Origin of the sequence: Notoacmeibacter marinus (assembly GCF_002238045.1) — a bacterium.
Classification (GTDB): domain Bacteria; phylum Pseudomonadota; class Alphaproteobacteria; order Rhizobiales; family Rhizobiaceae; genus Notoacmeibacter; species Notoacmeibacter marinus.
Genome location: NZ_NBYO01000002.1, coordinates 588,952 through 611,930, shown reverse-complemented (window position 1 = coordinate 611,930; position 22,979 = coordinate 588,952). Strand labels below are relative to the sequence as shown.

At 62.5% G+C, this 22,979-nt stretch carries 22 protein-coding genes; 5 read left to right on the top strand and 17 right to left on the bottom strand.

What is annotated here, in order from left to right; genetic code table 11:
• Position 1 precedes the first annotated feature (1 nt).
• The 5 genes from B7H23_RS11100 to B7H23_RS11080 form a co-directional block, all read right to left on the bottom strand.
• Positions 2–430 (bottom strand): ExbD/TolR family protein, encoded by a 429-nt coding sequence (locus B7H23_RS11100; RefSeq protein WP_094077461.1) that lies wholly within the window; start codon positions 428–430, stop codon positions 2–4.
• Positions 427–804: a biopolymer transporter ExbD gene (locus B7H23_RS11095; protein WP_240535072.1), complete on the bottom strand. Its 378-nt coding sequence runs from the start codon at positions 802–804 to the stop codon at positions 427–429. Before B7H23_RS11095 ends, B7H23_RS11100 begins: the two co-directional genes overlap by 4 nt.
• Positions 794–1,543 (bottom strand): MotA/TolQ/ExbB proton channel family protein, encoded by a 750-nt coding sequence (locus B7H23_RS11090; protein WP_094077460.1) that lies wholly within the window; start codon positions 1,541–1,543, stop codon positions 794–796. Before B7H23_RS11090 ends, B7H23_RS11095 begins: the two co-directional genes overlap by 11 nt.
• A 10-nt stretch (positions 1,544–1,553) precedes the next feature.
• A complete protein-coding gene (locus tag B7H23_RS11085) occupies positions 1,554–2,036 on the bottom strand; it encodes a hypothetical protein (RefSeq protein ID WP_094077459.1) in 483 nt (160 codons plus the stop codon).
• Between the two features lie 112 nt (positions 2,037–2,148).
• Complete coding sequence (locus tag B7H23_RS11080; RefSeq protein WP_206608892.1) at positions 2,149–3,498, bottom strand: sugar transferase; 1,350 nt, start codon at positions 3,496–3,498, stop codon at positions 2,149–2,151.
• A 208-nt stretch (positions 3,499–3,706) separates the two neighbouring features.
• Here B7H23_RS11080 and B7H23_RS11075 point away from each other — a divergent pair, with 208 nt between their 5' ends.
• From B7H23_RS11075 to B7H23_RS11065, 3 genes are all read left to right on the top strand, one after another.
• Positions 3,707–4,321 carry a response regulator gene (locus B7H23_RS11075; protein WP_094077457.1) on the top strand — a complete coding sequence of 205 codons (615 nt, stop codon included), beginning with the start codon at positions 3,707–3,709 and terminating at the stop codon, positions 4,319–4,321.
• Positions 4,322–4,472: 151 nt separating this feature from the next.
• Positions 4,473–6,029: a GumC family protein gene (locus B7H23_RS11070; protein WP_094077456.1), complete on the top strand. Its 1,557-nt coding sequence runs from the start codon at positions 4,473–4,475 to the stop codon at positions 6,027–6,029.
• On the top strand, positions 6,016–7,296 hold the full coding sequence (locus tag B7H23_RS11065) for a capsular biosynthesis protein (RefSeq protein ID WP_094077455.1): 1,281 nt from the start codon (positions 6,016–6,018) through the stop codon (positions 7,294–7,296). Before B7H23_RS11070 ends, B7H23_RS11065 begins: the two co-directional genes overlap by 14 nt.
• Positions 7,297–7,377: 81 nt before the next feature.
• On the opposite strand, the gene B7H23_RS11060 is transcribed toward B7H23_RS11065, so the two are convergent.
• The 4 genes from B7H23_RS11060 to B7H23_RS11045 are packed head-to-tail and all read right to left on the bottom strand — an operon-like array spanning position 7,378 to position 11,610.
• Positions 7,378–8,394 carry a glycosyltransferase family 4 protein gene (locus B7H23_RS11060; RefSeq protein ID WP_094077454.1) on the bottom strand — a complete coding sequence of 339 codons (1,017 nt, stop codon included), beginning with the start codon at positions 8,392–8,394 and terminating at the stop codon, positions 7,378–7,380.
• Positions 8,395–8,422: 28 nt separating this feature from the next.
• The gene (locus B7H23_RS11055) at positions 8,423–9,418 is read right to left on the bottom strand and encodes a glycosyltransferase family 2 protein (protein ID WP_094077453.1); all 996 of its coding nucleotides are present in this window, start codon (positions 9,416–9,418) and stop codon (positions 8,423–8,425) included.
• Between the two features lie 22 nt (positions 9,419–9,440).
• Positions 9,441–10,379 carry a glycosyltransferase family 2 protein gene (locus tag B7H23_RS11050; RefSeq protein WP_094077452.1) on the bottom strand — a complete coding sequence of 313 codons (939 nt, stop codon included), beginning with the start codon at positions 10,377–10,379 and terminating at the stop codon, positions 9,441–9,443.
• A gap of 4 nt (positions 10,380–10,383) precedes the next feature.
• Positions 10,384–11,610, bottom strand: a complete 1,227-nt coding sequence (locus tag B7H23_RS11045; RefSeq protein ID WP_094077747.1) for an oligosaccharide flippase family protein — start codon at positions 11,608–11,610, stop codon at positions 10,384–10,386.
• Between the two features lie 274 nt (positions 11,611–11,884).
• On the opposite strand from B7H23_RS11045, the gene B7H23_RS11040 reads away from it, so the two are divergent.
• Complete coding sequence (locus B7H23_RS11040) at positions 11,885–13,135, top strand: polysaccharide biosynthesis/export family protein (protein WP_094077451.1); 1,251 nt, start codon at positions 11,885–11,887, stop codon at positions 13,133–13,135.
• 266 nt (positions 13,136–13,401) lie between these two features.
• Here the strand turns inward: B7H23_RS11040 and B7H23_RS11035 are convergent, their stop codons facing one another.
• Both B7H23_RS11035 and B7H23_RS11030 read right to left on the bottom strand, forming a co-directional pair.
• Complete coding sequence (locus B7H23_RS11035; protein WP_094077450.1) at positions 13,402–15,996, bottom strand: hybrid sensor histidine kinase/response regulator; 2,595 nt, start codon at positions 15,994–15,996, stop codon at positions 13,402–13,404.
• Between the two features lie 15 nt (positions 15,997–16,011).
• Complete coding sequence (locus B7H23_RS11030) at positions 16,012–16,527, bottom strand: putative pterin-binding protein (protein ID WP_094077746.1); 516 nt, start codon at positions 16,525–16,527, stop codon at positions 16,012–16,014.
• Positions 16,528–16,752: 225 nt separating this feature from the next.
• Here B7H23_RS11030 and B7H23_RS11025 point away from each other — a divergent pair, with 225 nt between their 5' ends.
• Positions 16,753–17,706: a GDP-mannose 4,6-dehydratase gene (locus B7H23_RS11025; protein ID WP_094077449.1), complete on the top strand. Its 954-nt coding sequence runs from the start codon at positions 16,753–16,755 to the stop codon at positions 17,704–17,706.
• Positions 17,707–17,735: 29 nt separating this feature from the next.
• Here B7H23_RS11025 and B7H23_RS11020 read toward each other — a convergent pair whose 3' ends face one another.
• Genes B7H23_RS11020 through B7H23_RS10995 form a run of 6 tightly spaced genes read right to left on the bottom strand, consistent with a single transcriptional unit; the run spans position 17,736 to position 22,952 of the window.
• Complete coding sequence (locus tag B7H23_RS11020; RefSeq protein ID WP_094077448.1) at positions 17,736–18,404, bottom strand: cysteine hydrolase family protein; 669 nt, start codon at positions 18,402–18,404, stop codon at positions 17,736–17,738.
• Positions 18,401–19,405, bottom strand: a complete 1,005-nt coding sequence (locus B7H23_RS11015) for a phosphotransferase enzyme family protein (RefSeq protein ID WP_240535071.1) — start codon at positions 19,403–19,405, stop codon at positions 18,401–18,403. Before B7H23_RS11015 ends, B7H23_RS11020 begins: the two co-directional genes overlap by 4 nt.
• 18 nt (positions 19,406–19,423) lie before the next feature.
• Positions 19,424–20,194 carry a 3-oxoacyl-ACP reductase FabG gene (fabG, locus tag B7H23_RS11010; protein ID WP_094077447.1) on the bottom strand — a complete coding sequence of 257 codons (771 nt, stop codon included), beginning with the start codon at positions 20,192–20,194 and terminating at the stop codon, positions 19,424–19,426.
• Positions 20,195–20,212: 18 nt separating this feature from the next.
• Positions 20,213–21,025, bottom strand: a complete 813-nt coding sequence (locus B7H23_RS11005; RefSeq protein ID WP_094077446.1) for an ABC transporter permease — start codon at positions 21,023–21,025, stop codon at positions 20,213–20,215.
• Positions 21,025–21,879 (bottom strand): ABC transporter permease, encoded by an 855-nt coding sequence (locus tag B7H23_RS11000; RefSeq protein WP_094077445.1) that lies wholly within the window; start codon positions 21,877–21,879, stop codon positions 21,025–21,027. The genes B7H23_RS11005 and B7H23_RS11000 overlap by 1 nt, the downstream gene beginning before the upstream one ends.
• Positions 21,879–22,952 (bottom strand): ABC transporter ATP-binding protein, encoded by a 1,074-nt coding sequence (locus tag B7H23_RS10995; RefSeq protein ID WP_094077444.1) that lies wholly within the window; start codon positions 22,950–22,952, stop codon positions 21,879–21,881. Before B7H23_RS10995 ends, B7H23_RS11000 begins: the two co-directional genes overlap by 1 nt.
• Positions 22,953–22,979 lie beyond the last annotated feature (27 nt).

Genomic DNA, 22,979 nt, shown 5'->3' with positions numbered 1-22,979 from the left:
GCTACTCGGACAGGCCGGATCGGGAGCCGGCAGTGCGCTCCGTCACCATGACGACATGGCCCGCTCCGGCCGCGCGCAAGGCCGCGACCACATCGATCAGATCGCGTGCCGGAAGGTCCCGGTTTACCGCGATGCGAACGGGTTTGGAAAGATCGGTCAGGGCAACGAAGCTGCCGACGGTCGTCACGGCGCCGCTCCTATAGAGCGTTCCGTCAGCGGCGATGGCCAGCGCGTCGGGCGGGGCGGCGGGTGGCGCGAACTCCGTCTGCGCCGTCTTCATCTCGCTCGGCAGCGGAGTGGCAAGCGTCCCGGCGATCAGAAAGAAGATCAGCATCAGAAAGACGATGTTGATCAGCGCGATGGTCGGCTCGACCTGCCGTCGCGGTGCGGGCGCGGCGAGGGCGAAGCGGCGCTTTGCGACAGCTCTCATCGCGCCACCATAACGTTCAGCCCCACCGAGCGGGCGACGTCCAGTGCGGTCACGAGCTGCTGTGAGGTCGCGTCGACGCCCACGAGGACGGTGGCGCGTTCCACCGCATCATTCCGATGGCGTTGCAGGACGGACCGCAGATCCTCGCCGGCTTCGATCCCGTTGACGAGGATGCCATCGCCACGAAGCGAGATCAGCAATTGCGGCGCGCCGTCATTTCCCGCCTGTGCGTTGGCGCCGCCACCGAGATCGACGCTCGCATAGCGCGTGAAGGTCGAGGACAGCATGAAGAACAGCAGCAGCAGAAAGATGACGTCGATCAGCGACGTCATCGACAGCGTGCGTCTGGATGGCGGTGGCAGATCAAGTCGCAAACCGTCCCTCCTCGTTCGGCATGTCCGGCGCCTGCTGCCCGGATGGCGTCATCGGCGCCGGGCGGCGGCCGATGACGACCTGCGACACAAGCCCTTCGATTGCCGCGCGCTCGTCATCCAGGCGGGATTCCAGCCAGGTGAGCGCCAGCGATGTCGGCATGGCGACCGCCAGACCCACCGCCGTCGTCAGAAGGGCGACCCAGATACCGCCGGCCAGAATGGACGGGTCGACCGCGTTGCCGGCCTCCTGCAGTTTCCGGAAGGCATCGATCATGCCGAGAACCGTGCCGAACAGGCCGAGGAGCGGTGCGATCTGGGCGACCGATTCCAGAACACGGAACCCGCTCTTCAGCTCGTGCAGTCTCTGATTGGCCTGCTGCGCGACCGCTTCTTCGATTTCCGCGATGGACAGGCGCGGATGCGTTGCGTTGCCTGCCATGGCGGATGCACTGGCGCGGATCAGGAACATGGCCCGGGCCACCGCCTGGGCGGAGGCGCTTCTGCCTTCGGCGGCATGGTCCACGGCCTCGGCCCTGCGACCGGCATCCCACAAGCCTATCGCCTTGCGCGCACGCTCGGGGCGGCCGATCCGGATGCTGGCGAACTGCACGGCCTTGAAGATGACGACGGCCAGCGCCACCACGGACAGGCACAGCAGCAGCGCGACGACCGGTCCGCCGAGCGCCAGGAAGCCGAACAGCGATGCCGCCGCCGATGAGAATGGGTCGAAAAGGGGCATGGCGATAATCCTAAAGGCCGAAGACGATGCCGGTTCGGTTCGCTGTCGTGAGCGCCTGTTCGCACGTTCGAGGCTCAGCCCCCTGGCAACGCGTCACGCCGTTGATGAGAATGCGGGAGACGGCGGCGCAATCGAGTTCGGGCATATTGAAACGGCGCACGATCGTTCTGCCCTGCGGCATTGGGCCAAAATCGAACTTCGTCATCCGCTCGATGCCGCCATCGGTTCCAAACAGAACCATCTCGTAAGCCAGAGCCGAAAGGTTGGAGGGCAAGCCGTTATGGGCCACGAAGGTGATGCGGCAGGCGCCGTCATCCCTGCGCAGTTCATTGAGCTCAAGCGTTAGTGCCGGCCCTTCGGGCTCTCCTGTCGTAGCGGAGGCAACGGTTTGCGTTGAAGATGACGCCTCCGCCGCGAGGGTGTTTCCCGCGACGGCTGGGGTAAGAGCGAGTGCGAGCAGAACGGCGGTAGCCGGCCGAAGAAAGCGAAACACAAGACCACCTCTATTTCTTGACTAAATAAGTCTTGTTATGTCGATAGCAGTCGATCCCTGGCTGCGCAATAGGCTGCGTTTGCGATCCCGAACGCTGTGAAGGGTGGCGCGATCAGTACGCGCCCCGGCCGGTCAAGACCGCACGAACCGTCAGCGCCAGCATGGCGAAATCGAGAAGGATGGATTTGGACCGCACATAGGCGACATCCATCTCGACCATCTTGTCGAAGCCGATTTCCGCGCGACCGGAAACCTGCCAAAGCCCTGTGAGACCGGGGCGTGCGGCCAGGCGTTCGTGCGCTTTTGGCGGGTAGGCCGCCACTTCATCGGACAGGGCCGGGCGCGGGCCGACAATGCTCATCTCACCCTTTAGAACATTGAAGAGCTGCGGCAATTCATCGAGTGAGTAGCGCCGCAGAAACCGACCGACCGGGGTAATCCTAGGATCGTTCTTCGCCTTGAAACAGATGCCCGCGCGATCCTTGAACGCAAGAACTTCGTCACGACGCTTCTCGGCATCGGCATACATGGTTCTGAACTTCAGAACCTCGAAAGGCTCGCCGCCCTGTCCGATGCGGATTTGCCGGAAGAGGACCGAACCGGGTGATCCGAGCCGGATGGCCAGTGCGATCAGCGCGAAGACCGGCAGGAGCGTTGCGATGGCCGTGCTGGCGAGCACAAGGTCGAGCGCCCGGGCGCGCCAGTCGGAGAACGGCCCTGCCATCCTATCCGATACGGCGCTCTTTACGGCGCGGCCCAGAAAGGCGGCGTTGCCGAGGATGTAACGCCTAGCAAGACGACGGGGCTCGACGGCTAGCCGCCACGCCCATTCGAGATGCATCTTGCGCAGTCTGACAGGTGCGCGCGGAATGCGCCCGGACCAGAAGTCGAATTGCGCGCCAACGCCCATGACGAGCGACGCATCGAGACGGTGGCGATGGCGGGCGATCCATATGTCCTGCGCCGGCACGCCGAGCGCGACAAGCACGATGTCCGCTCCAGACCGGTTGATCTCGGCGATAATGTCGTCATTGTCCGCTGCATCGAAATAGCCGTTGCGTGTTCCGGCGATTTTCAGTTCTGGAACGAGATAGGCGGCATGCTCGGCGGCGGCTTGCGCGACACCTTCCCGGCTGCCGAAGAAAAAGACGGACCGGCCCCGTTCGGCGGCTGCTCGGCAGAGCGGCACGAACAGATCGGTTCCGTTCAGATTTTCTTCGAATCCCAAGCCATGCATCCGCGCGGCCAGCGCCATGCCGATGCCGTCGGGCAGGATGTAATCGGCCTTGTCGAGCGCCCATCGATAATCGTGCGAGCGCGCCATGACGTTGATGCAATGCGCGTTGACGAATGCAGCCGTTCGGCGATAGCCGCGCATGTCCAGCATGGCGTCGATTGTTCGGTCCCGCCCCTCGCGGACGATATCGAGATTGAAGAGATTGCAGGTTTCTAGGTCTGTCACGGTCGCCTCCATTGCGTTTGCTGGAGACTGAACCGGCAAGGGCGCGATGTGCGGCTGTCATCGGGATAGGTCGTGCATTGGACGCATGGGTCGGCCATGCGTATCGACAGCAGATACCTATACGAAATAGATGCAATGCTACACATCGGGTTTACCCGGCGGCATAAACGGCATGTTATAGGATTATTTGCGTAGTTGGAGAGACGGTATGAAACTGTTGCTGGCGGACGATCACGAACTGGTTCGCGATACAATCTGCGCCTTCCTGCAGAATGAGAAGGATATGAGCGTGTCGGTGGCCGCCAATTTTCCCGAGGCGGCCGATCAGATGTCGTCGGCCGGACCGTTCGATCTGGTTTTGCTCGATTACACCATGCCGGGCATGGACGGGCTGGACGGCCTTAAACGCGCCATGGCTCTCAATTTCAAGAGTCCTGTCGCCATCATCTCAGGCACGATCGACCGCGCCACGGCGGAAGAGGCGCTGGCGATCGGCGCGGCAGGATTCCTGCCGAAAACCATTGCGGCGAAATCGATGATCCACGCCATTCGGTTCATGGCGGCGGGTGAGCAATATGCGCCGATCCAGTTCCTGACGGAGGCGGAAGAGCAGACCGCCCATCCGCTGGCACAGAAGCTGACCGAGCGCGAATTGCAGGTCCTTCATGGCCTCGTAAAGGGTCAGTCGAACAAGGAGATCGCCCGTGATCTCAGCCTCCAGGAAGTGACGATCAAGCTTCACGTCAAAACGCTCTGCCGCAAGCTGGAGGCCAAAAATCGAACCCAGGCGGCCATCATTGCCAAGGAGGAAGGGCTCTTCTGATCCGAACCGGCGTTCGTCTCGAACGGCTTTGTGAAGCGACCGACTATCCCTTCGAATAGGCGCTCCAGCCTTCCGAACCCATTCCTATCCGAGAATGCGCCGATCCTCTGCCCGCCAGGCGATATCCTGCCCGGCAAACGAGGACCGAGCCATGAACGCACCCATAAGATCATTCAGCGGCGAGCCGTTTGTCGAAGGCGCGCCGATGATGGATGCAACGGCGTCGCCCCCTTCGGCGAAGGGTAGGCGGCCATTCAATCCAGTCCGCCTGGCGCGCACTCCGCTGCGCCATCTGTCAGCGCGGCGCCTCATTTGTGGCGGCCGGGTCGGCGATGCCGGACGACTGCCGCGTTACGTCTTCACCATTGGCGGTCTCGTTGGCGCGATCTGGGTGCCCATCGCGCTTTATCTTCAGTTCGCACCGGTCAGCTATACGTCCAGCATCTCTCTTATTCTGCCTGGCACGGGGGTTTCGAGCTCGGTCAGCCTGTCAGAAATCGGCCAGGCGTCGACCTCGGCCAATTCGTCCTACTCCAGTTCGTCGATCAGCCCGACGGTGACTTATCAGAAGCTGGTGCAGTCCGGTCGTGTCATTCGGCGCGCCGCCGGCCTTTCCGGCATTGAGGAAGCCGCTTTCGGGCGGCCGCGCGTCAAGCTGGTCGATCAGACCAGTCTTATGGAAGTACAGATGAAGGGCCGCACACCCGATGCCGCGCGGCAACGCAGTGAAGCCGTATTGAGCGCCTTTCTCGCCGAACTGACCAGCCTGCGTGAAGACGAGATCCAGCGCCGCGAGGCTTCGACCACTGATACCGTCGGCAAGTATCAGGAAGGGGTGAACGCCATTCGCGACCGGATCAGCGCGCTTCAGTCGAAAACGGGCCTCAGCTCGAAGGAACAGTTCGACGGAATCGTCTTGGCCAAGGAAACCCTTCTGTCACAGGTGGCTGAGGGTGAAGCACAGCTGCGTGATACGGCCAGGACCGTTTCGACGCTGGCCCGCCTTCTCGGTATCACGCCAGACGCCGCCGCGCGCACGATCAAGCTTCATGTGGATCCGCAATACGCCATGCTTTCAAAAAGCCTGGCGGATGAAACCGCCAAACTCGCATCGCTCGCTAGACTGTACGGGCCACGACACCCGGAGATCGTTTCGGTTCGCGACCGTCATAGCGGTCTGCAAAGTCAACTCGTCGAGCGGGCCGTGCGGGTCACGGGCCTTCCTGCCGACCAACTCCGCGATCAGGTGGAACGGGCGGCCGACGGCGAGCGGGGCGCGCTGCTCTCCCGCCTCGTCTCGGAAGTCGCGAGGCGAGACGGGCAAAAGGCCCGCCTGGTCGCGCTCAGAACGGAGCTTGCCAACGCGCAAAGCCGGGTGATCGACCTGATCGGCGTGGCGTCCGAACTGGATAAGCTGAACCGCGACTACAAGGTCGCCGAAGCAGTCTTCACTTCGGCGCTGGCTCGGCTGAATGCGTCGAAGACCGATATTTTTGCGTCCTATCCCATGGTTCAGATCGCCGAACCGCCCAGCCTGCCGTTGGAGCCTTCGTCGCCCAATCGTCTGCTTGCCATTCTGGCGGGCATTGTGGCGACATTGTTCGCCACGATGGGACTGGTGCTGAGCTGGCTTCGCCGTCCGTTGATCGATCGGTTGACGGGGCGGTTGCGAAACGCCGGTCCGGCCACAGAACATGACGCGGAATAACCCGGCAGAGGCCTTTGTCTTCTGGGCCATAACGCTGACCTGGGCGTTCTACGCCTTCGGCGCTCTTTATCTTGTCGGTCCGATCGTGGCCTGGCTTCTTGCCGGGCTCGCCGCCGCCGCGCTCTATCTCGGTCCCGCCATGCGAAGGGACCTGCGCGCGACAGGTGGCGTGCCGGGTCTCGTTTGGCTCTGGGGCGCCGGTATGATCGCGATGCTGATTGCGCTTTGGGCCGGTCATTTCGACTGGGGCCTCGGCGTCGCCAAGACAGTCAAATCGTCGATCGGCTGGGCCAAGGGGTGGGCTCTTCTGTTTCTGCTTCCATTTGCGGGCGCGATTTTGCCGATCCGCCGGATCGTTCTGATCCGCTCCCAGAACATTGTCGGGCTTTGTACGCTTCTTCTGCTGCCGCTTTTCGTGCTCGCGCCCAGTCTCGGTCTGCCGGAGAAAGTCTTCGTTTCGCCCCTGAAGGCGGCGGGCGGGCCCGGTCCGGAATATTTCACCGTCTATCTCTATACGCTCGACCCGGCGAGTTGGACGCCGCGCTGGCAGTTCTACGCCCCGTGGTCGCCCTTTGCCGGGTTGTTGGGCGTCGTCATGGTCTGCTTCGCCCTCGAGGATCGCGATCGTCGCTGGATGGTCGCCGGTATTGTCGCCGGCCTCGCCATGATCCTTCTGTCGAAATCGCGCATGAGCCTCGTCGCGCTGGTGGTCTGCACGGTGACGCCGCGCATGATGCCGCTACTCGCCAGGGGCTTTGCCTGGCAATTGGCCGCCGGCCTCATGGCGTCCATGGCGATGATCGGCGGCGCGGTGCTGGACATGATCCTCAATGGCGTCAGCGCGTTCAAATCGGCCCGCGCTGACAGCACACGGGTCCGCGAAACTCTGCAGCGCATCGCCTATGAGCGCTGGCAAACCGAAGCGGTCTGGTTCGGTCACGGAACCGTGCAGCCCGGTCCGCATCTGGTCGAGTATATGCCGATCGGCAGCCATCACACCTGGTTCGGCCTTCTCTTCGTGAAGGGTCTGACCGGATTTCTGGCGTTCGCCATTCCCCTTGCGGTTCACATGCTGGCGGTGATTGCCGACAGCATTCACCATTTGCGGGGACGGTTGCCGCTGTCGATCATGCTGGCCGTCCTCATTCTGACATTCGGCGAGAATATCGAAATCGAGGCCTATCTTCTGTGGCCCGCTCTTATGCTGCTCGGCATTCACATGCGCGAGATGGCGAACGACACGGATGCCGGCTCAGCCAGCCACTAATCCACTTCCAGACGCAAAAAGGCCGCCGGCTCGGTGAAAGCCGGCGGCCCCTGCTTCTGATCGCCAGGGACGGTTAAGCGATCAGGCAGCCAGTGCGCGATCGGCATCGGCGCCGACCGCGTTCCAGAGGAGTTCGTTCCAGCCCAGCAGAAACTTGGCTTCCGAGAGCTTGGCGGTGCGACGAAGGCTGCGACCGCTTTCGGCAAGATCGACAATGTTCATTGCGTCCAGAAAGGCGGTCCAGCTTTCCACGCTGTTTTCGCCGATATCCGTCGCTTTATTACGGATGTGGTCGTTCAACCCGTCGGCCCGGCTGCAGAGAACGGGCCGGCCCGCAGCCATCGCCTCCAGCGCGACAAGACCGTAGGGCTCCCATCTGGACGGCATGGCGATGATATCGCACTGCGCCACGGCCTTCGACGTGTCGGCGAGATAGCCGTGAAAGGCGATGCGGGGATGGTCGGCCGCCTTGTCCATCAGGCGCTGCCGCTCCGGGCCATCGCCAAAGAGATCCAGACGCAGATCCTCGCGCTGGCTGCCGACAAAGGCGTCGATCAGAATGTCGAAGCCCTTCTGCTCGTCGAAGCGGCCAATAGCGCCGAGCGTGACGCTTTGGCGCGTCGGTCTGTCGGGGAGCGCAAAGAAAGACGACAGATCGACGCAAGGCGACAGAACTTCCAGATGCTGACCGGCGCAATATCCCCGGCGCCGCATCCAGGCACCCTGCGCCTCGCTTACGGCCACAATCTGATCGAACAGCGAGTAGCTGATCCTCAGCAGCGTTTCGAACCGCATGCGGTTCGAGACCTTCGCCGCTACGAAACGTTCGCAGTAGCTATGCTCGACATGGATGATCGGGTGGTTCGGGTAAATGGCCCGCAGCGCGGTCAGCAATGGCAGATTGGCCCAGCTGATCGACAGATGCGAAACAATGATGTCGGTGGTCAGCCCCGACAGGGAAAGCTGGCCGCGCGAGACGCGCTCGATACGGTGCTGATGATGGCAGCCCAAAGATGGCGAACTGGCCATATAATCGAGCATGCGGTTGACGCCCCCAAAGGAAGCATCGTCGACGAGATGGGTTACGGCACGGATCATGGTCGGCTCTCCTTCTTGACGGTTGGGTTCAGGCAGCCTGGCGGCGCAGCATGCTTCGCTCGGCAAACAGGTAGATTCCAGCGCCGAGCAGCTTCAGAGTGGCAGCGGCGCCGATGGTGACGGCGGTTTTGAGGGGTTCCTCGACCATCGGTCGCTTCGAGGCGCGGACGAACTGGACGCACAGCTCCCAGGCCAGATCGCCATCACGCATCGAGACGGCGCGCCGACAAAGGTAGCGAAGCTGATAGGCCGTGGCCGCACCGCCATGTTTTTCCACCAGGGCCGGGGCGATGCGCGCCATCTTCTCACGCATTTTGAGCCAGCTATCGAACTGGCGTTGTACATTTGCCGAAAGCGCCCCGGTATGAATTCGGTAGAGCGTCAGAAGGCCGGGAATGCCTTCGATCTTCCAGTCCTGGGTCAGGACGAAACGCAGCCAGCCTTCGATGTCGTCGGACTGGCGGTAATTTTCGTCGAACCACCAGTCGCGCTCGGTTTCGTGAACCGGGCGATAGGCAAACCCGTCCAGCGCGGCGCGGCGTATCACCGGGGTCGACCCGTTGCCGATCGGATTGCGCTTGAAGACATCCGCGGCCGTGATGTTTCGCAGTTTGGGCCGCTGGTCGATGCCGATGGGCTTGCCGTTCGCGTCGATCATGCGCGAGCCGGAAAAGCTGATCCCGACATCCGGGCTGGCCTTCAAATGGCGGATGTGGCGCTCCAGCTTTTCAGGCATCCACAAATCGTCGGCATCGCAAAAACCGATGAATTCGCCGCGCGCTTCATGAATGCCGGTATTGTGCGCGCCGGCCAGTCCACGGTTGCGCTGGGTGACCAGGCGCACCCGCCGATCGCCAAAGGCCTTCACGATTGTTTCGGTCCGGTCGCTCGATCCGTCGTCGACAATGATGATTTCGAAATCGGTAAAGGTCTGGGCCAATAGGGAGCGCAGGGTTTCGGCTATGGTCGCTTCGACGTTGAAGGCCGGCACGACGATGCTGGCGGTGGGGTTTCTGGTGAACATGACAGTCTCCTCTGGTCGGTGTTCAGTTGGCGAAGGCGCGGTCGTGAATGGCGCGCGGCAGCATGGGAGCGGCCAATGCGGCCGCGGCAGTCAGAACGCCCCGTTTGGGCTGAGAGAAAAATCCGGTCGGGCTCTTCAGAAGAGCGCTCGCCACAAGACGCAGGGCGCTCAGCGGCTCGGAGCGAACACGCAGCGCGCGGCGGGCGAGATAGCGAAGATGAATCGCCTCGGCGGCCGCGATTTCAGATGCAGGAAGGTTCGGATCGATGCGGCGGACCAGATCGAGGGTTCGCCGCCAGCCATCGTGCATGGCGTCCAGATTGGCGGATAGGCCGTCATCGCTGGCGCGATAGAACACCAGCAGGTCCTCGACGCCTTCCAACCTGGCGCCGGTACCGATCAGGCGGATCAGCCACTCGACGTCCTCGCCATAGCGCAGCGAATTGTTGAAGCCGCAGCTCTCCAGAAAGGCGCTGCGTCGCACTACGATGTTGGACATCGTGCAGACGGCGTTCTCACGCAGCAGATCGCGCGTTGTCAGAAAACCTGGTCCGACGGTGGATGCGGTGCGCATATTCTTTGGATCGGAACGAAAGAAACCGATCCGGGCGTAGAGCGCCTCCGGGCTGTCCGGTTCGCGGAATCGCGCGGCCATGCGCGCCAGCTTGTTGGGCGCCCAAAGATCGTCAGCGTCGAGAAACGCCAGATAATCGCCGGTCGCATGAACGAGTGCGCCGATATTGCGTGCACGGCTGGGACCGCCATTGGTGAGCTCGACCAGTATGGCGCGTTCATCGCTTGCTGCGAAACGGCGGGCGATCTCCAAAGTCCGGTCGGAGGAACCGTCATCGACGATGACGATCTCGAAATCGGCGAAAATCTGGCTCCGAAGGGACGCCAGCGTCTCCGGCAATGTGCGTTCGGCATTGAAGCAGGGGATGATGACGGAAAAGAACGGCATGGGATTACCTTTCCAGTTGCAGGTGGGAAGAGATGATGGGCCGACCGAGAACGGCAGCGGAGGCCGCCAACTGGGCCAGGGTCGACGAAACGAGAACCGCCCAGACGGTCGTGGTCAGCCCGTAAGGCGCGGCGACCACGATGGCGCCGGTGATGAAGGCGGCGATGAAAGCCGAGCAGACCAGTTCGACCTCGGCGCGGTTCGCCGCTCGCAGCCATTGCGCGGCAGTCGACCAGACGATCGCCGGCACGGCGGCGAAGCAGAGCACCGAGACGAGTGGCGCGACCTCCACCCATCGGCTTCCGAAGACAAGCGGCACATAGATCGGCGCGGCGACAGCCTGCAGGCAGACCAGCGGAAGGAGCACGCCGGCCGCCAGCTTCAGGGCGTTGCGCAGGGTTTTGCCGCGCTCCTTCGTGTTGCAGAACTGCGGGAACAGGACGATGGAAAAGGCGGTAGCGAAGGAATTGGCGATTCCGAGCCCGGCATTGATGGCGAAAAAATAGATGCCGAGCGTTTCGGGGCCCATCAGCGCGCCGACAATCAGCTTGTCGGCTTGCAAGCGCAGCACTTTCAGAAACTCGATGCCCAGGATCGACGATCCGAAACCCAGAAACGGCGCCATGGGAGCCGACCGATATTCACGGCTGGCCGTCCATGGCCGCAAACGCCGCATCCCAACCAGCCAGATCGGGGCACTTGCCAGGCGCGACGCAGCAACGGCGAGCGGGCTGGGCCAGACAAGGACCATGATGGCCAGTAGAAGGTTTGCCGCGACGTTCTGTGCGCCTGCCACGGCTGCGGTCCCGCTCAGACGCCCCTCGCGCATGGCAAGACCGCACTGGACGATGCCCGCCGGCATGAAGAGATATTCGCCGGCCATCAGAACGATAATGATCGGGCCGGCTGCCTCGCCGGTCCAAAGATAGAGGCCGAGCGCAATGAAGACCTGAAGGACCAGAAGACCCGCACACCATAGCGCGAAGAGCCGCCGTGCCGTTCGCGCGACCGACTGCAATTCGCTGGCCGGTGAGGCAATGATCTTCTGGACCACGCCGTTCTCGGTGAAGGCCTTCAGAAGCTCGGAGATTGCCATGGACGCGGCCACGATGCCGACATCCACTGGTGAAAGCATGCGCGCAAGTGCGATGACAGCGATCAGCCGGGTTGCCTTGCTGGCGAATTCCGACGCGCTGTAGGCGACGAAACCACGAACCAGCGGTGCCGCCATTGCGCGTTTCCAATATCCGGCCGCTGCCTTTGTCATCTTTATGCACCTCAGATGAGCGGCCAAATGCGCCGCGTCTTTGCATGAGGATTGATAGGCCTTGCCGCAGTCAGCGGGTGACGACGAAGGAACAGAGCGGGATGGAAGAAGAGCAGGATTGCTATCCGACAGCATAGTGCCGCTCACCGATGCGCCATGCCCGATCCTTTCGTGTTCGCGCGGGCGTTCATCGGCCATGGCAAACCATCTCCAGACAAAACGGGGAAGGATCCTGGAAATGAACGAGAGCAAACACCGTCAATTCGCCGGATGGCTCGCATCGAGCGCTTCTCTGCTTATCGCCGCATCGCTCGTCGGCGGCTGTGCATCGCTGGATGATGTCGACAATCGCGAGAGTGTGAGCGAGGGGCTGAGCTACCAGGCGCAATATCGTTCGCCGCGCCGCCAGAAAGGTCGCTGGACGCAGACCGCCACAAACCAGAATCTGCGCAAATGCACCGCATCGACGGCTTCGGCTCATTCTCCCGCGATCGCTCCGCAAATGCCCCGCGACGGGCTTTTGCTTTCGAGCGGCGATCTTCTGACGATTTCCGTCGGCAACGATCCCACCTTCAGCGGCTCCTACGAAGTTTCTCAGGACGGCACGGTCCGGCTGCCGCACCTTCCCGCAATTGCCGCAAAGGGCTCGAGCGTCGAAGCCATCGAACGCCGCATTGCGTCCGCGCTCATCTCCAATGCGATCTATTCGGCCGCGCCGCCGGTCTCCGTGCGGCTTCAGGATTTCGCGCCGGCGCGCGTCCATGTCTCGGGCGCCGTCTTTGATCCCGGTTCCGTGGATGTGGGAGGCGTATCGGCCAATGATCGCGACACGCTTCGCCAGAATGCGGGCGGCGGCACCGCCGAAGGGCGGCGGCTATCGCGCGCGCTGCAATCGGCCGGCGGCATTCGTCCCGATGCCGATCTGACGAATGTCCGCATCGTGCGGGGCGGCAGGAGCATCTCGGTGGATGCGCGCGGCGCGATGAAGGGGCTTCCCTTCAACGACATGCTGCTTCTGGCCGGGGACCGTATCGAGGTGGACAGTCGCGGCTGCTTTCAGGACGATCTCGTCGCGCCATCGCCTGTAACGACGCCTGGCGTGAAGGTCTTCATGTCGAACCTGACCCAGCCGGCCGCCGCCAACGCTCTTTCCGCCGTTGGCAAGGATTCGCGCGAACTGCGCTATGGCACGCGCTTTCTGGACGCCATTGTCGGCATGAACTGCCTTGGCGGAACGAAGTGGGTGAATGCTGACCGAACGGCGGCGCTGATCTCCCGAAACCCGCTAACCGGCGAATCCATCGTCATCGAGCGGAAAGTGGAGCGGTTGCTACGCGATCGCGACCGCGACGACTTCAACCCGTTCATGATGCCCGGCGACGCGCTGGCCTGCTACGATTCCAAACAGACCAATCTCATCGAGATCGCCAAGGGGTTCACAGCTGTAACGGGCGCGGCAAAGGCAACTCTATCCATGTGGGGGAACTAGGGCTCCGACCCAGGACACCGACGCTTAGCGGCTTCTGCTTCGGTGGGAGGCAATGGCCCGGAGTTTCGAAGGCGTGCGGGAAGCGGGACCGAAATCCGCCTTCGCATGCCAAAGCGATTCACCGTCTGAAGGAATGAACAGTCGAGGCCTGTTCTGTCGAGGGCGTCGACGGGCCGTGAAGGCAAGTTCCGGTTTCAGCCGAGCCTGTTCTTGGTTTCCAGAGCCTGGCGCTGATACTCAAACCAGCGTTCTTCATGGTTTGCGGCTCAGGACGCCTCGGTCGGAACGGGTCGTCGGGCGGCCCATCCCTCCGTTTCGAAAGCGGCGATCGTTTCCTGGCCCAACGCATCGACATCGTCGAGCAATTCGAGGATGGAAGCCATGTCGCCTGCCGCTGCCAGATCTTGAAAGTGCCGGAACGCCTCGGTCAGAGCCACCGCGCCGAACATGCCTGACGAACCGGTCAGATGGTGAGCATGTTTGAGCGCAGCCTGGCTATCGCGGCTCTCGCACAGCGTTTCGAACTGCGCCCGCAACGAGCCGACTTCCTCGATAAACCGCCCGAAAGACCGATTGAGGCGCTCCGGCGGCATCAGGGTTGCCAGCTCGTTCAGCAGCACCGGATCGATCAGAATATCCGTTTCGGGATCGCCGTCGTGCTCTTGGGCTCTGTCGTGTTTCAGAACCATGGAAAGGACATGCTGCAAGTTCTTTCGGCGTAGAGGCTTGATCAGGCAATCCGTGACCCCCGCTTCGTGCAGGGCATCCCGTGTCTCGGACATGGCATGGGCGGTCAGGCAGATGATCGGCACCGCCTTCGACGCGCCTGACCCGCTCCGGATCATACGCGCCGCTTCGATCCCATCAAGCCTCGGCATGCTGATATCCATGAGAATAAGGTCGAAGCGCTCTTCTTGAGCCTTGGCGACGCCTTCCTCGCCATCGACTGCCTCGACGACCGTGCAGCCCTCTTCTTCGAGCATCGCACGTGCGACGAAGCGGTTGGTCTCGTTATCCTCGACCATGAGGACGCGCAGAGAAACGCCGGACGGAACCGCCGCGCTCGTACTTTCCGGCCGCCGTTCTTCGGTCGTCTGTGTCTCTTCGGCTTCCGGAAGGGTGACGAGGAAGCTGCTGCCGACGCCTCTTTCGCTGCGCACGGTTATCTTGCCGCCCATCGCCGCGGCGATCCGGCGGCAGATCGCAAGGCCGAGACCATAGCCTTCCGCCTTGCGCTGGTATGACGGGTCGAGCGTGACGAAATCGCCGAAGATGCGCCCCAGATCCTCAGGCGCGATCCCGATCCCCGTATCCTTGACCTCGAAAGTCAGAACGCGCCGATCATCCGTATCGGCATGGCTGGCGGCGATAATATCGATGGTTCCGTCGTCGGTGAACTTGATGGCGTTGCTTACGAGGTTGAGAAGGATCTGGCGCAGCCGGTTCCGGTCCAGGCAAATCTGCGTTTCGTCCAGATCGATCTGAACAGACACCGCATCGCCCTTCTTGTCAGCGGCCAACTGAGTGCTTCGTTCGACTTCGGCGATCAGGTCGCGAATGTCGAACCGCTCCGCTTGCAGGTCGATCGCGCCAGCCTCGATCCGGGTCAGGTCCAGCACGTCATCGATATGGTGCTGGAGAATTTCGCCCGAGGTGATCGCCGTCTGGAGGAAATCGCGCTGGCGAGGCTTCAGTTCGGTCCGATCCAGAAGGTCCAGCGTCGCCATCACGGCGTTGAGCGGAGTGCGCATCTCATGGCTCATGACCGCGAGGAACTGGGACTTCGCCTTGTCCGCCGCCAGCGCCTTATCACGGGCATTGGTCAGTTCCACTTCGATCCGTTTTCGCTTCGAAATATCGCGAACATAGGCAATGAGAATGGGTTCGCCGTTTTCGCCTGCCGTCGCTCCTATCGACATTTCGACCGGAAAGATCGAACCGTTCGCATGCATCGCATCCAGTTCGAAGCGGCCTTTGCCGACCAGCTTGGACTTGCCGGACTGAAGATAGCGGCGCATGCCCTCCTTGTGCGCGGCATGCAGGGTCGGAGGCACGATCAGATCGGCCATATCGGCGCCGACCGCACGGGCGTGCGAATAGCCGAACGTCTTTTCGGCTGCCGGGTTGAAGTCGAGAATCGTGCCGTTGCCATCGGCCACGATGATGGCGTCCAGCGAGACGTTCACCGTATTGGCGAAGCGGGAACGGCTTTCGCGGACCTTCGCCGAACTGGCCTGGGCGATCTGGCGCTGGCGGTACAGGACCGCAAGGGCAAAGATCAGCGCGACGATGAGAACAAGCCCGACCCCGGCCGTCTGGAAGACCAGAAGTCCGAAATCGTGTCGCCGCTTATCGGACAGTTCGGCGAATTTCCGAATACCGATCAGCGACAATTGCCGGGTCGTCGGACGAATGGCCTGGAACTGCTCTTCGAGGTCGGGCAGACCGGTGAAAAGAGCGGGGTCGTCGCCGTCGATGAGGGGCAATTGGTCGTCGAGCGTCTGCCGGACCGCGCCGAGGGCCGTCGAAAACTGTTCGATGGTCCTCAAGTCCTGAAAGCCCTGGCTCCGGGCTATGGTTCTGTTCCGGCTGTAAAAAATGTCGAAGCGCTTGCGCAGTTCGGCCAGCCGGCGCGGATCGGCCTTGCCTGCGTCCTGCGCGGCTCTGAGTGTATCGAGCAGGGTCAGCAGTTCGATCTCGACCTGGGCCAGCGTCCACTGAACGTTGTCCTGAGGGGCCGACCGCAGCGCCGCCACCTCGCGGTACATCTGCGCCCCGAGCATCGAAAAGAGCAAGGCCAAGAGCAGAATGACCGCGGGAATGAGGCGGTAAAGACCCCAGCGTTTGAGCCATCCCTTCATGACATCAGGTCGCTCCTATCGAATATTCATGCGGTCGAGCTGCCAGATGGAGCGCGAATAGATCATCTCGGTCCGATAGTCGGCCTTGGCGTCATACGGATAAACGATCCAGAGCGGGCCTTTTTCGCGAACCGACATCTCGGCGCCATCCATCTCGTAGGCTACGATCGGACCACCATCGACAGCGTCGGCGGCGGGAATCTCCACGGCATAATCGTTCAGCGCTATCGCGTTTATCGTTCTGCCCTGGGCGCCGACCGCGTCCAGAAGATCGTCGAGCGCCACGCCCGTGAACCGATGAACGTCATCGGTCCAGATCGTCGATGTCCGAAAGCTGGTCGCCGGCAACGCTTTCAGCATGTCCATGTCGAAGACCGCGGTATCGCCTTCATTCGTGCGTTCGATCTGGCCGTTGACCGTCAGCACGGGATCGTTTTGCGGCGCGCCGATCTCGGCGGCCCGCACATTCGCTGCCACAAGAAGAAAGCCGATTGTGACGGCCAGCGAGATACAGGTTCGATGAGCGATCATCGTGTTGCCTCGTTCTTTCATCAAGTTCGAGCCTGCATCATAGCGCGCTCCCAAGTCTATCGGCGGACGCGCATGTATCGTTCTCCTATACCGAAGGATAGTCGAACCGTCTTGAGGGGAACCCGAAATATCTTCTTGCTTCCACCCAGTGTCGATCATCGCGCTTAAAACCATTTCGACAGGCCCGGAATATCGGGCAGTTGGCGAATATGGAGGAAGAGCACGATGGAAAGAATTCTCGTCACGGGCGGCGCCGGCTATCTCGGTTCGCATATCTGCTATTCACTGGCAAGAAAGGGCTATCTTCCCGTGGCCTACGACGATCTTTCCACGGGCCGTGCCGCCAACGTACGGTGGGGCCCGTTACAGATCGGCGACATTGGCGACAAAGCGCGTCTCGAAACCGCGCTTGCCCGCCACAAACCGCTGGCGGTCATTCATCTGGCCGATCGCGCCGTTGGTGGCGGGCAAGCGGGGGAAGGCTCGGGCAGCGCGTTTGACGATACGACAGCTCTTCTGTCCTTTCTGGCCGACCAGGGATTGAAGAAGGTCGTCCTTTCGGGATGGCCCAGCATAAGGGACGAGTCCGCCGGGCCGGGCGAAGCAAGTGGCCACGACCTGGCTTCGATCAACCGATTGCTCGACGATTCTCGGCGGCATTCCGGTATCCGGACGGTCATGCTGCGCCATCTGGAGACTGCCGGCTGCGAAGGCCAGTACCGGATCGAGCGATCGCGCAGCCGGCCATCCGATACTATCGGCCGCCTCGCCGAAGCCGTTGCCGGCACGCGCGATTGCTTCCGACTCTACGGATGCGATCATCCGACCCGGGATGGCACATTCGTCGGCGATCATCTTCACGTCATGGACGCCGCGGCGGCCTATGTCGAAGCCGTGGACTATCTGATTGAGGGGGGTGAAACAGTAGCGCTGGATCTGGGCACGGGCCGTGGCGCGAGCGTTCGCGACCTGATCGAACTGGTGCGCCGGATTTCCGGTTCGCATATCGAGATCGTTCCCATGCCGAACCGTTCGGACGATCGCACCGAGCTGGCCATCGACCCTACGCCCGCGCAGCGCATCCTCAACTGGTCGCCTTCGCATTCACTGCGCGAGACGGTGATGTCGGCCGTTCTGTGGTCGATCCGGCACCGTGGCGTGACGGCGACCGCGGCGTGACGGCGAATCCCAGGCCTGCGCGAGCGGCGCTATTTCACGAAGGACATAGCCTCTTCGGATGAGACGACATGGCAGTAGATCATGTTGATGATCTCCAGTTCGCGGCGGTGAAGATCGTCCGTCGCCGCCGCGCAGCAATCCTCGACCACCACCACGCCGAAGCTCTCGTCGCAGAGGGAGCGGACCGTCGAACTGACGCACTGGTCGGTGAAGATGCCGGCGACGATGACGTCTGTAATGCCGATATTGTGCAGCATGAGGCGCAGATTCGTGCCGGTCAGCACGCTGTCGGTCGTCTTCGTCACCGCAATCTCGTCGCCGCGCGGCGTCAGCGCATCGACGATCTGGCTGTCGGCGCGATCCTTGGGCAGCAACAGATAGTTGAAGCCGGGTTTTTTCTGGCTCAGCGAACGGTCGCGACCGTCCTCGGTCTGGCAGGCGATCCGCGCGAACATCACCTCGATGCCCTTTTCGCGCGCCCAGTCCAGCAGCTTCGCCGTGTTCGGGATGACGGTGCCGTTCATCCGCTCGAAGAAGGGCTGCCAGCGCTCCGCCTCGGCCGGATCGTCCGGCGTTTCCAGATAGGTGTTCTGGATGTCGATCACGAGCAGCGCCGTCTGCGCCGGTGACAGAACGATGTCGTCCGGCGCCTCGGCGTTCTCGTAATAGAAGCTGCGAAAGGCGGTTTTCCAGTTCATCGCACGGTCTCCAGCCATTGCTGCCCGAGCCGCGCCGTCGTCGCGGCGAAGCCGGGCGCCAGGGCCTGCGGTTCCGGCGCCTCGATATGGCTGCCGATCCAGGCCAGAAGCGCCATTCTGCGCAGCATGATGAAGGTGTCGATCTCCGCCTCGTCCGCTTCAGGCAGATCGCGCACCGAGCGGTAGCCCTTGAGCCACGCCTCTTTCAGCGCCGGGATTTGCGGGCTGTCCTCGATGAAACTGATGGCGGCGGCGAAGTCGTACATGAACCAGCCGAAGCCGCAATCGTCGAAATCGATCAGCCTGGTGCCGTTGTCGTCGATCAGCAGGTTGGCAAGGCGCATATCGGCGTGGATCAGATTGTACCGTTCCGGTGCCTTGCCGTAGCTGGCAAGGCGGGAGCGGATGGTCCGCTCGACCTCTTCCAGAGCGTCTTTCACCTCGTCGGTCACTTCCGGCGCGTCACGCCAGTCGCCCCAGGTCGGCTCGGCGCCGAAAACGGCCTCGACGTCCCATGTCAGGCGTTCGAAGGGTTCGGGCCTTTCCCAATGCATGGCGTGTTCGTGGCAGCGCGCCGCGATGACGCCCAGTTCCTCGAAGCCGTCGCGCATGTCGCCGGTCTCATCGGGGGCGGTGCCTGCGACGAAGTGGAACAGCACCATGAAGCGCGGATCGGGCAGACCGTCGATCCGCTCCTGCTGGATCGGATCGCCGTTCCTGCCGCGATAATAGCCGGGCGTGATGACGACCTTCTCCGCGCCGAGCGCATCGAGCCAGGCCAGCTCGCACTCGATGGCGCGGCGGGTGTGGTAGTTCTCCCGATGAATGCGCAGAATGGAGCGATAGCCGCCAGGCGCTTCGACCAGATAGGTCGCGTTCTCGGAGACGTTGATGAGGCGCACCGTCGCATCCTCCGGCACGTCCCACAGCGTCAGAGCCTTTTCCGCCAGCTTCTGGAGATGCTCCAGAAGCTGTTGCAGCGGCATGTCCGATCCAGCCATGCGAACCTCCCGTCCCGCTCAGATTTCGTCGAGCGCTTCGAGCGACTCCGGAATGATTTGACCGCCATCGACGACGATCTGCTGGCCGGTGATGTAGCCCGCCTCGTCGGAGGCGAAGAAGAGCGCGGCATTGCCGATATCCTCGACATCGCCGAGCCGCTTCAGCGGAATCGAGGCGGCCATGGTGTCCAGATAATCCTGGCCGAGATCCTGCAGGCCCTCGGTGTAGATATTGCCGGGCATGACGGCGTTGATCGTGGTGCCATAGCGCGACAGCTCCATCGCCGCCGTTTTCAGAAAGCCGAGTTGTCCGGCCTTCGACGCGCCGTAATGCGACCAGCCCGGAAAGCCGGTGATCGGCCCGGTGATGGACGATGTGAGGACCACGCGGCCCTTGCCGGCCTTGTCGAAATGCGGAATGGCCGCCTTCACGCACAGAAAAGCCGAGCGGAGGTTCGTCGCCATGACGCCATCCCATTCGTCGGGGTCCATGTCGACAATCTTGGTCTGCGGAAACGCGCCGGCATTGGCGCAGAGGACATCGAGCCCGCCCTGCGCTTCGACCGTGCTATCGACCATCGCCTTGACCGACTCCCAGTCGGAGACGTCGCAGATCTCGTAGCGCACATCGCCCTCGATCTCCGAGGCCGCCTTCTTCAGCGCGTCCTCGCCGCGCGCGGTGATCGTGACCCTGGCGCCCTGGCGGGCGAAGACGGTTGCGATACCGCGGCCGATTCCCTTGGAGCCACCGGTGACGATGACGCTCTTTCCATTCAGCGATGTGAGCATGGATGTTCTCCCTGTTTTCTAGTTCTGGACGGCCTTGCTTTCCCTGTTGGCGCGCATCAGCCATGCGACGGCGAGCGCCACCATGATAATCACGAAGGAGCCGGCGACGGACATGATGCCGAGCGTCGGCACCAGCGGCGAATAGCCGGAGACCATCTTGGCATAGAGCCATTCGGGCAGCGTGGAATCGGCGCCCGTGGTGAAGAGCGAGAGGGGAAAGTTGCCCCAACTCAGAAGGAAGGCGAAGAGACCGGCGGAGACGAGGCCCGGCAGCAGCAGAGGCAGGGTGATCAGCCGCAGGATCGTGCCGGTATTGGCGCCCATGTCGCGGGCCGCCTCTTCCAGAGCCGGGTCGAAGCTATAGGCGCGGATGGCGACGATGAGCGTGGCAATCGGCGCGATCCAGACAAGGTGGGCCACGACGGCGGTCTTCCAGGTCGGAATGATGCCGAGCGAGTTGAACCACATCAGAAGCGCCAGTCCGAGCACGGTCTGAGGAAAGAAGATCGGCAGCAGGATCAGCTTCTGGAAGGTCGTCCGGTAGCGCCAGTTGTATCGGGCGAAGGCAAGGGCGCCGAAGAAGGCGATCACCACGGACACGACGGTGACGATCGCCGCCACGGTCAGGGAGGTCCAGAAGAGGTCGGTCACCGTGCTGCTTTCCAGCGCGCTGGTGTACCATTTGGTGGAGTATTTGCGGATCGGAAAGCTGAGATAGCGCGCCCGCGAGACCGAGGCGAAGCCGACGGAAACGAGCGGCAGATAGAGCAGCGCGATGATCAGCAGGCCGTAGACGAACAGCACGATGCGGGTGGAGCGGGAGGCAGGCATCAGCGTTTCCTCCCCATGATCGCATCGAGATCGACGCGACTGACGCCGAAGAGCGCCAGCGCGCCGATAATGACGATCAGGATCATCGACAGGGCCGAGCCGAGCGGCCAGTTCTGGCCGAAGGTAAAGGCGGTCTCGATGTCGTCGGCGATGGCGATGACGGCCTGCCCGCCGAGAATCTTGCTTTCGGCCAGCGCGCCGGCGGCCAGAACGAAGCTGAGAAGCGAACCCACCACGATGCCGGGCGCGGCCAGCGGAATGTCGATCTTCGTCAGGATCTGCCAGCGCGTCGCGCCGAGATCGGCGGCGGCCTGGCGGGTGTCGTCCGGCACCATGGCGATGCCCTGCGCCAGCGGAAACAGCATGAAGGGCAGATAGACATAGACCAGGCCGAACACGATGACCGGCACGCCGTAGAGGGGGCTGTCGAAGCTGATCCCCGTCCATGCGCGCAGATGGCCCTCAATCAGCCCGCCCTTCATCAGGGTCAGCACCCAGCCGAAAAGGCGGATGTTCTCCGAGACGAAGAGGCTCATCACGACCGCGATGGTCAAAACGAGGGTGAAGCGTCCGAAGACCTTCGCCATGCCATAGGCGAGCGGCCAGCAAATCACGAGGAGGATGGCGGTCGAGGCGAGCGCCATGCCGAGCGACCAGAGCAGCGAGCGGTAATAGCCCTGATCGAAGAAGACCGCATAGGCCGAGAAATCGGGCGTATGGGTCAGGCTGAACACCTTCTGGGGCATGACGGAAAAGATCGCCACCACGACCATCGGCGCAACAAACGCCAGGAGCAGAACCGCCGTGAGCGGCAGCGCGGACAGCAGGCCGAGTTTGCGGTCGGTCCTCTCCATCAGCCGTTTCCGATCAGATGGGTCTTCTCGGCATTGAAGCCGAGGCGGACCTGCTTGCCGACGGCATCGTCCAGCCGGTTCTGTCGCAGCTTCTCCACCGTGATGCGCTTGTCCTGCGGCCCTTCGATCTCGTACTGGATGCGCGATCCGAGAATGTACTCCTCGCGCACGCGGCCCTGCAGGATGTAGTCGTACTGCTCGGAGGGAGCGGCGAACTGCACATATTCCGGGCGGACCATCAGCAGCGCCTCGCTTCCGGCCGGCAGACCCTCGGCGGTCAGGTCGCCGCGCGTGCTGAGGCCAGGCCCGGAGACCGCGCCATCGTGCCCGCACCGCACATTGAAGAGGTTCACCTCGCCCATGAATTCGGCGACGAACCGGCTGACGGGGCGACGATAGATTTCGTCGGCGGTGGCGATCTGTTCGATCCGCCCGTCCTTCATGATGGCGATCCGGTCGGACATCACCATAGCCTCTTCCAGCGAATGGGTGATGTAGACGAAGGTCTTGCCGGTGCGATGGTGGAGGTCCTTCAACTCCTTCTCCAGCGTCTTGCGCAGGCGATAGTCGAGGGCGGAGAGCGGCTCGTCGAAGAAGAGGATTTCGGGGTCGAAGGCGAGCGCCCGGGCGAGCGCGATCCGCTGGCGCTCGCCGCCGGAGCATTGCGAGATGCGCTTGTCGTAATAGCTGCGCGGCAGATGCAGCAGATCGAGCAGTTCGTTGACGCGCTCGCGCCGTTGGGCGGGCGGCTCCTTGCGGAGCTTCAGCGGAAATTCGATGTTCTGGCCGACAGACATATGCGGGAAAAGCGCCAGCGACTGGAAGACCATGCAGGTCGGGCGCAGATTGGCTGGCATCTGATCGATGCGCTCGTCGCGCAGATGGATTTGCCCTTCGGTCACGTCATCCATGCCGACGAGAAGGCGGATCATGGTCGATTTGCCGCTGCCCGACGGGCCGACAATAGTGAAGAACTCGCCCTCGCGAATATCGAGGTCGATCCCGTGCAGCGCCGTGAAGCTATGAAATTTCTTGACCACGCCGCGCAGGCGCAGGAAGGCGGTATCCGTCATTGTCTGCCTCGAATTGGCACGCCTGCG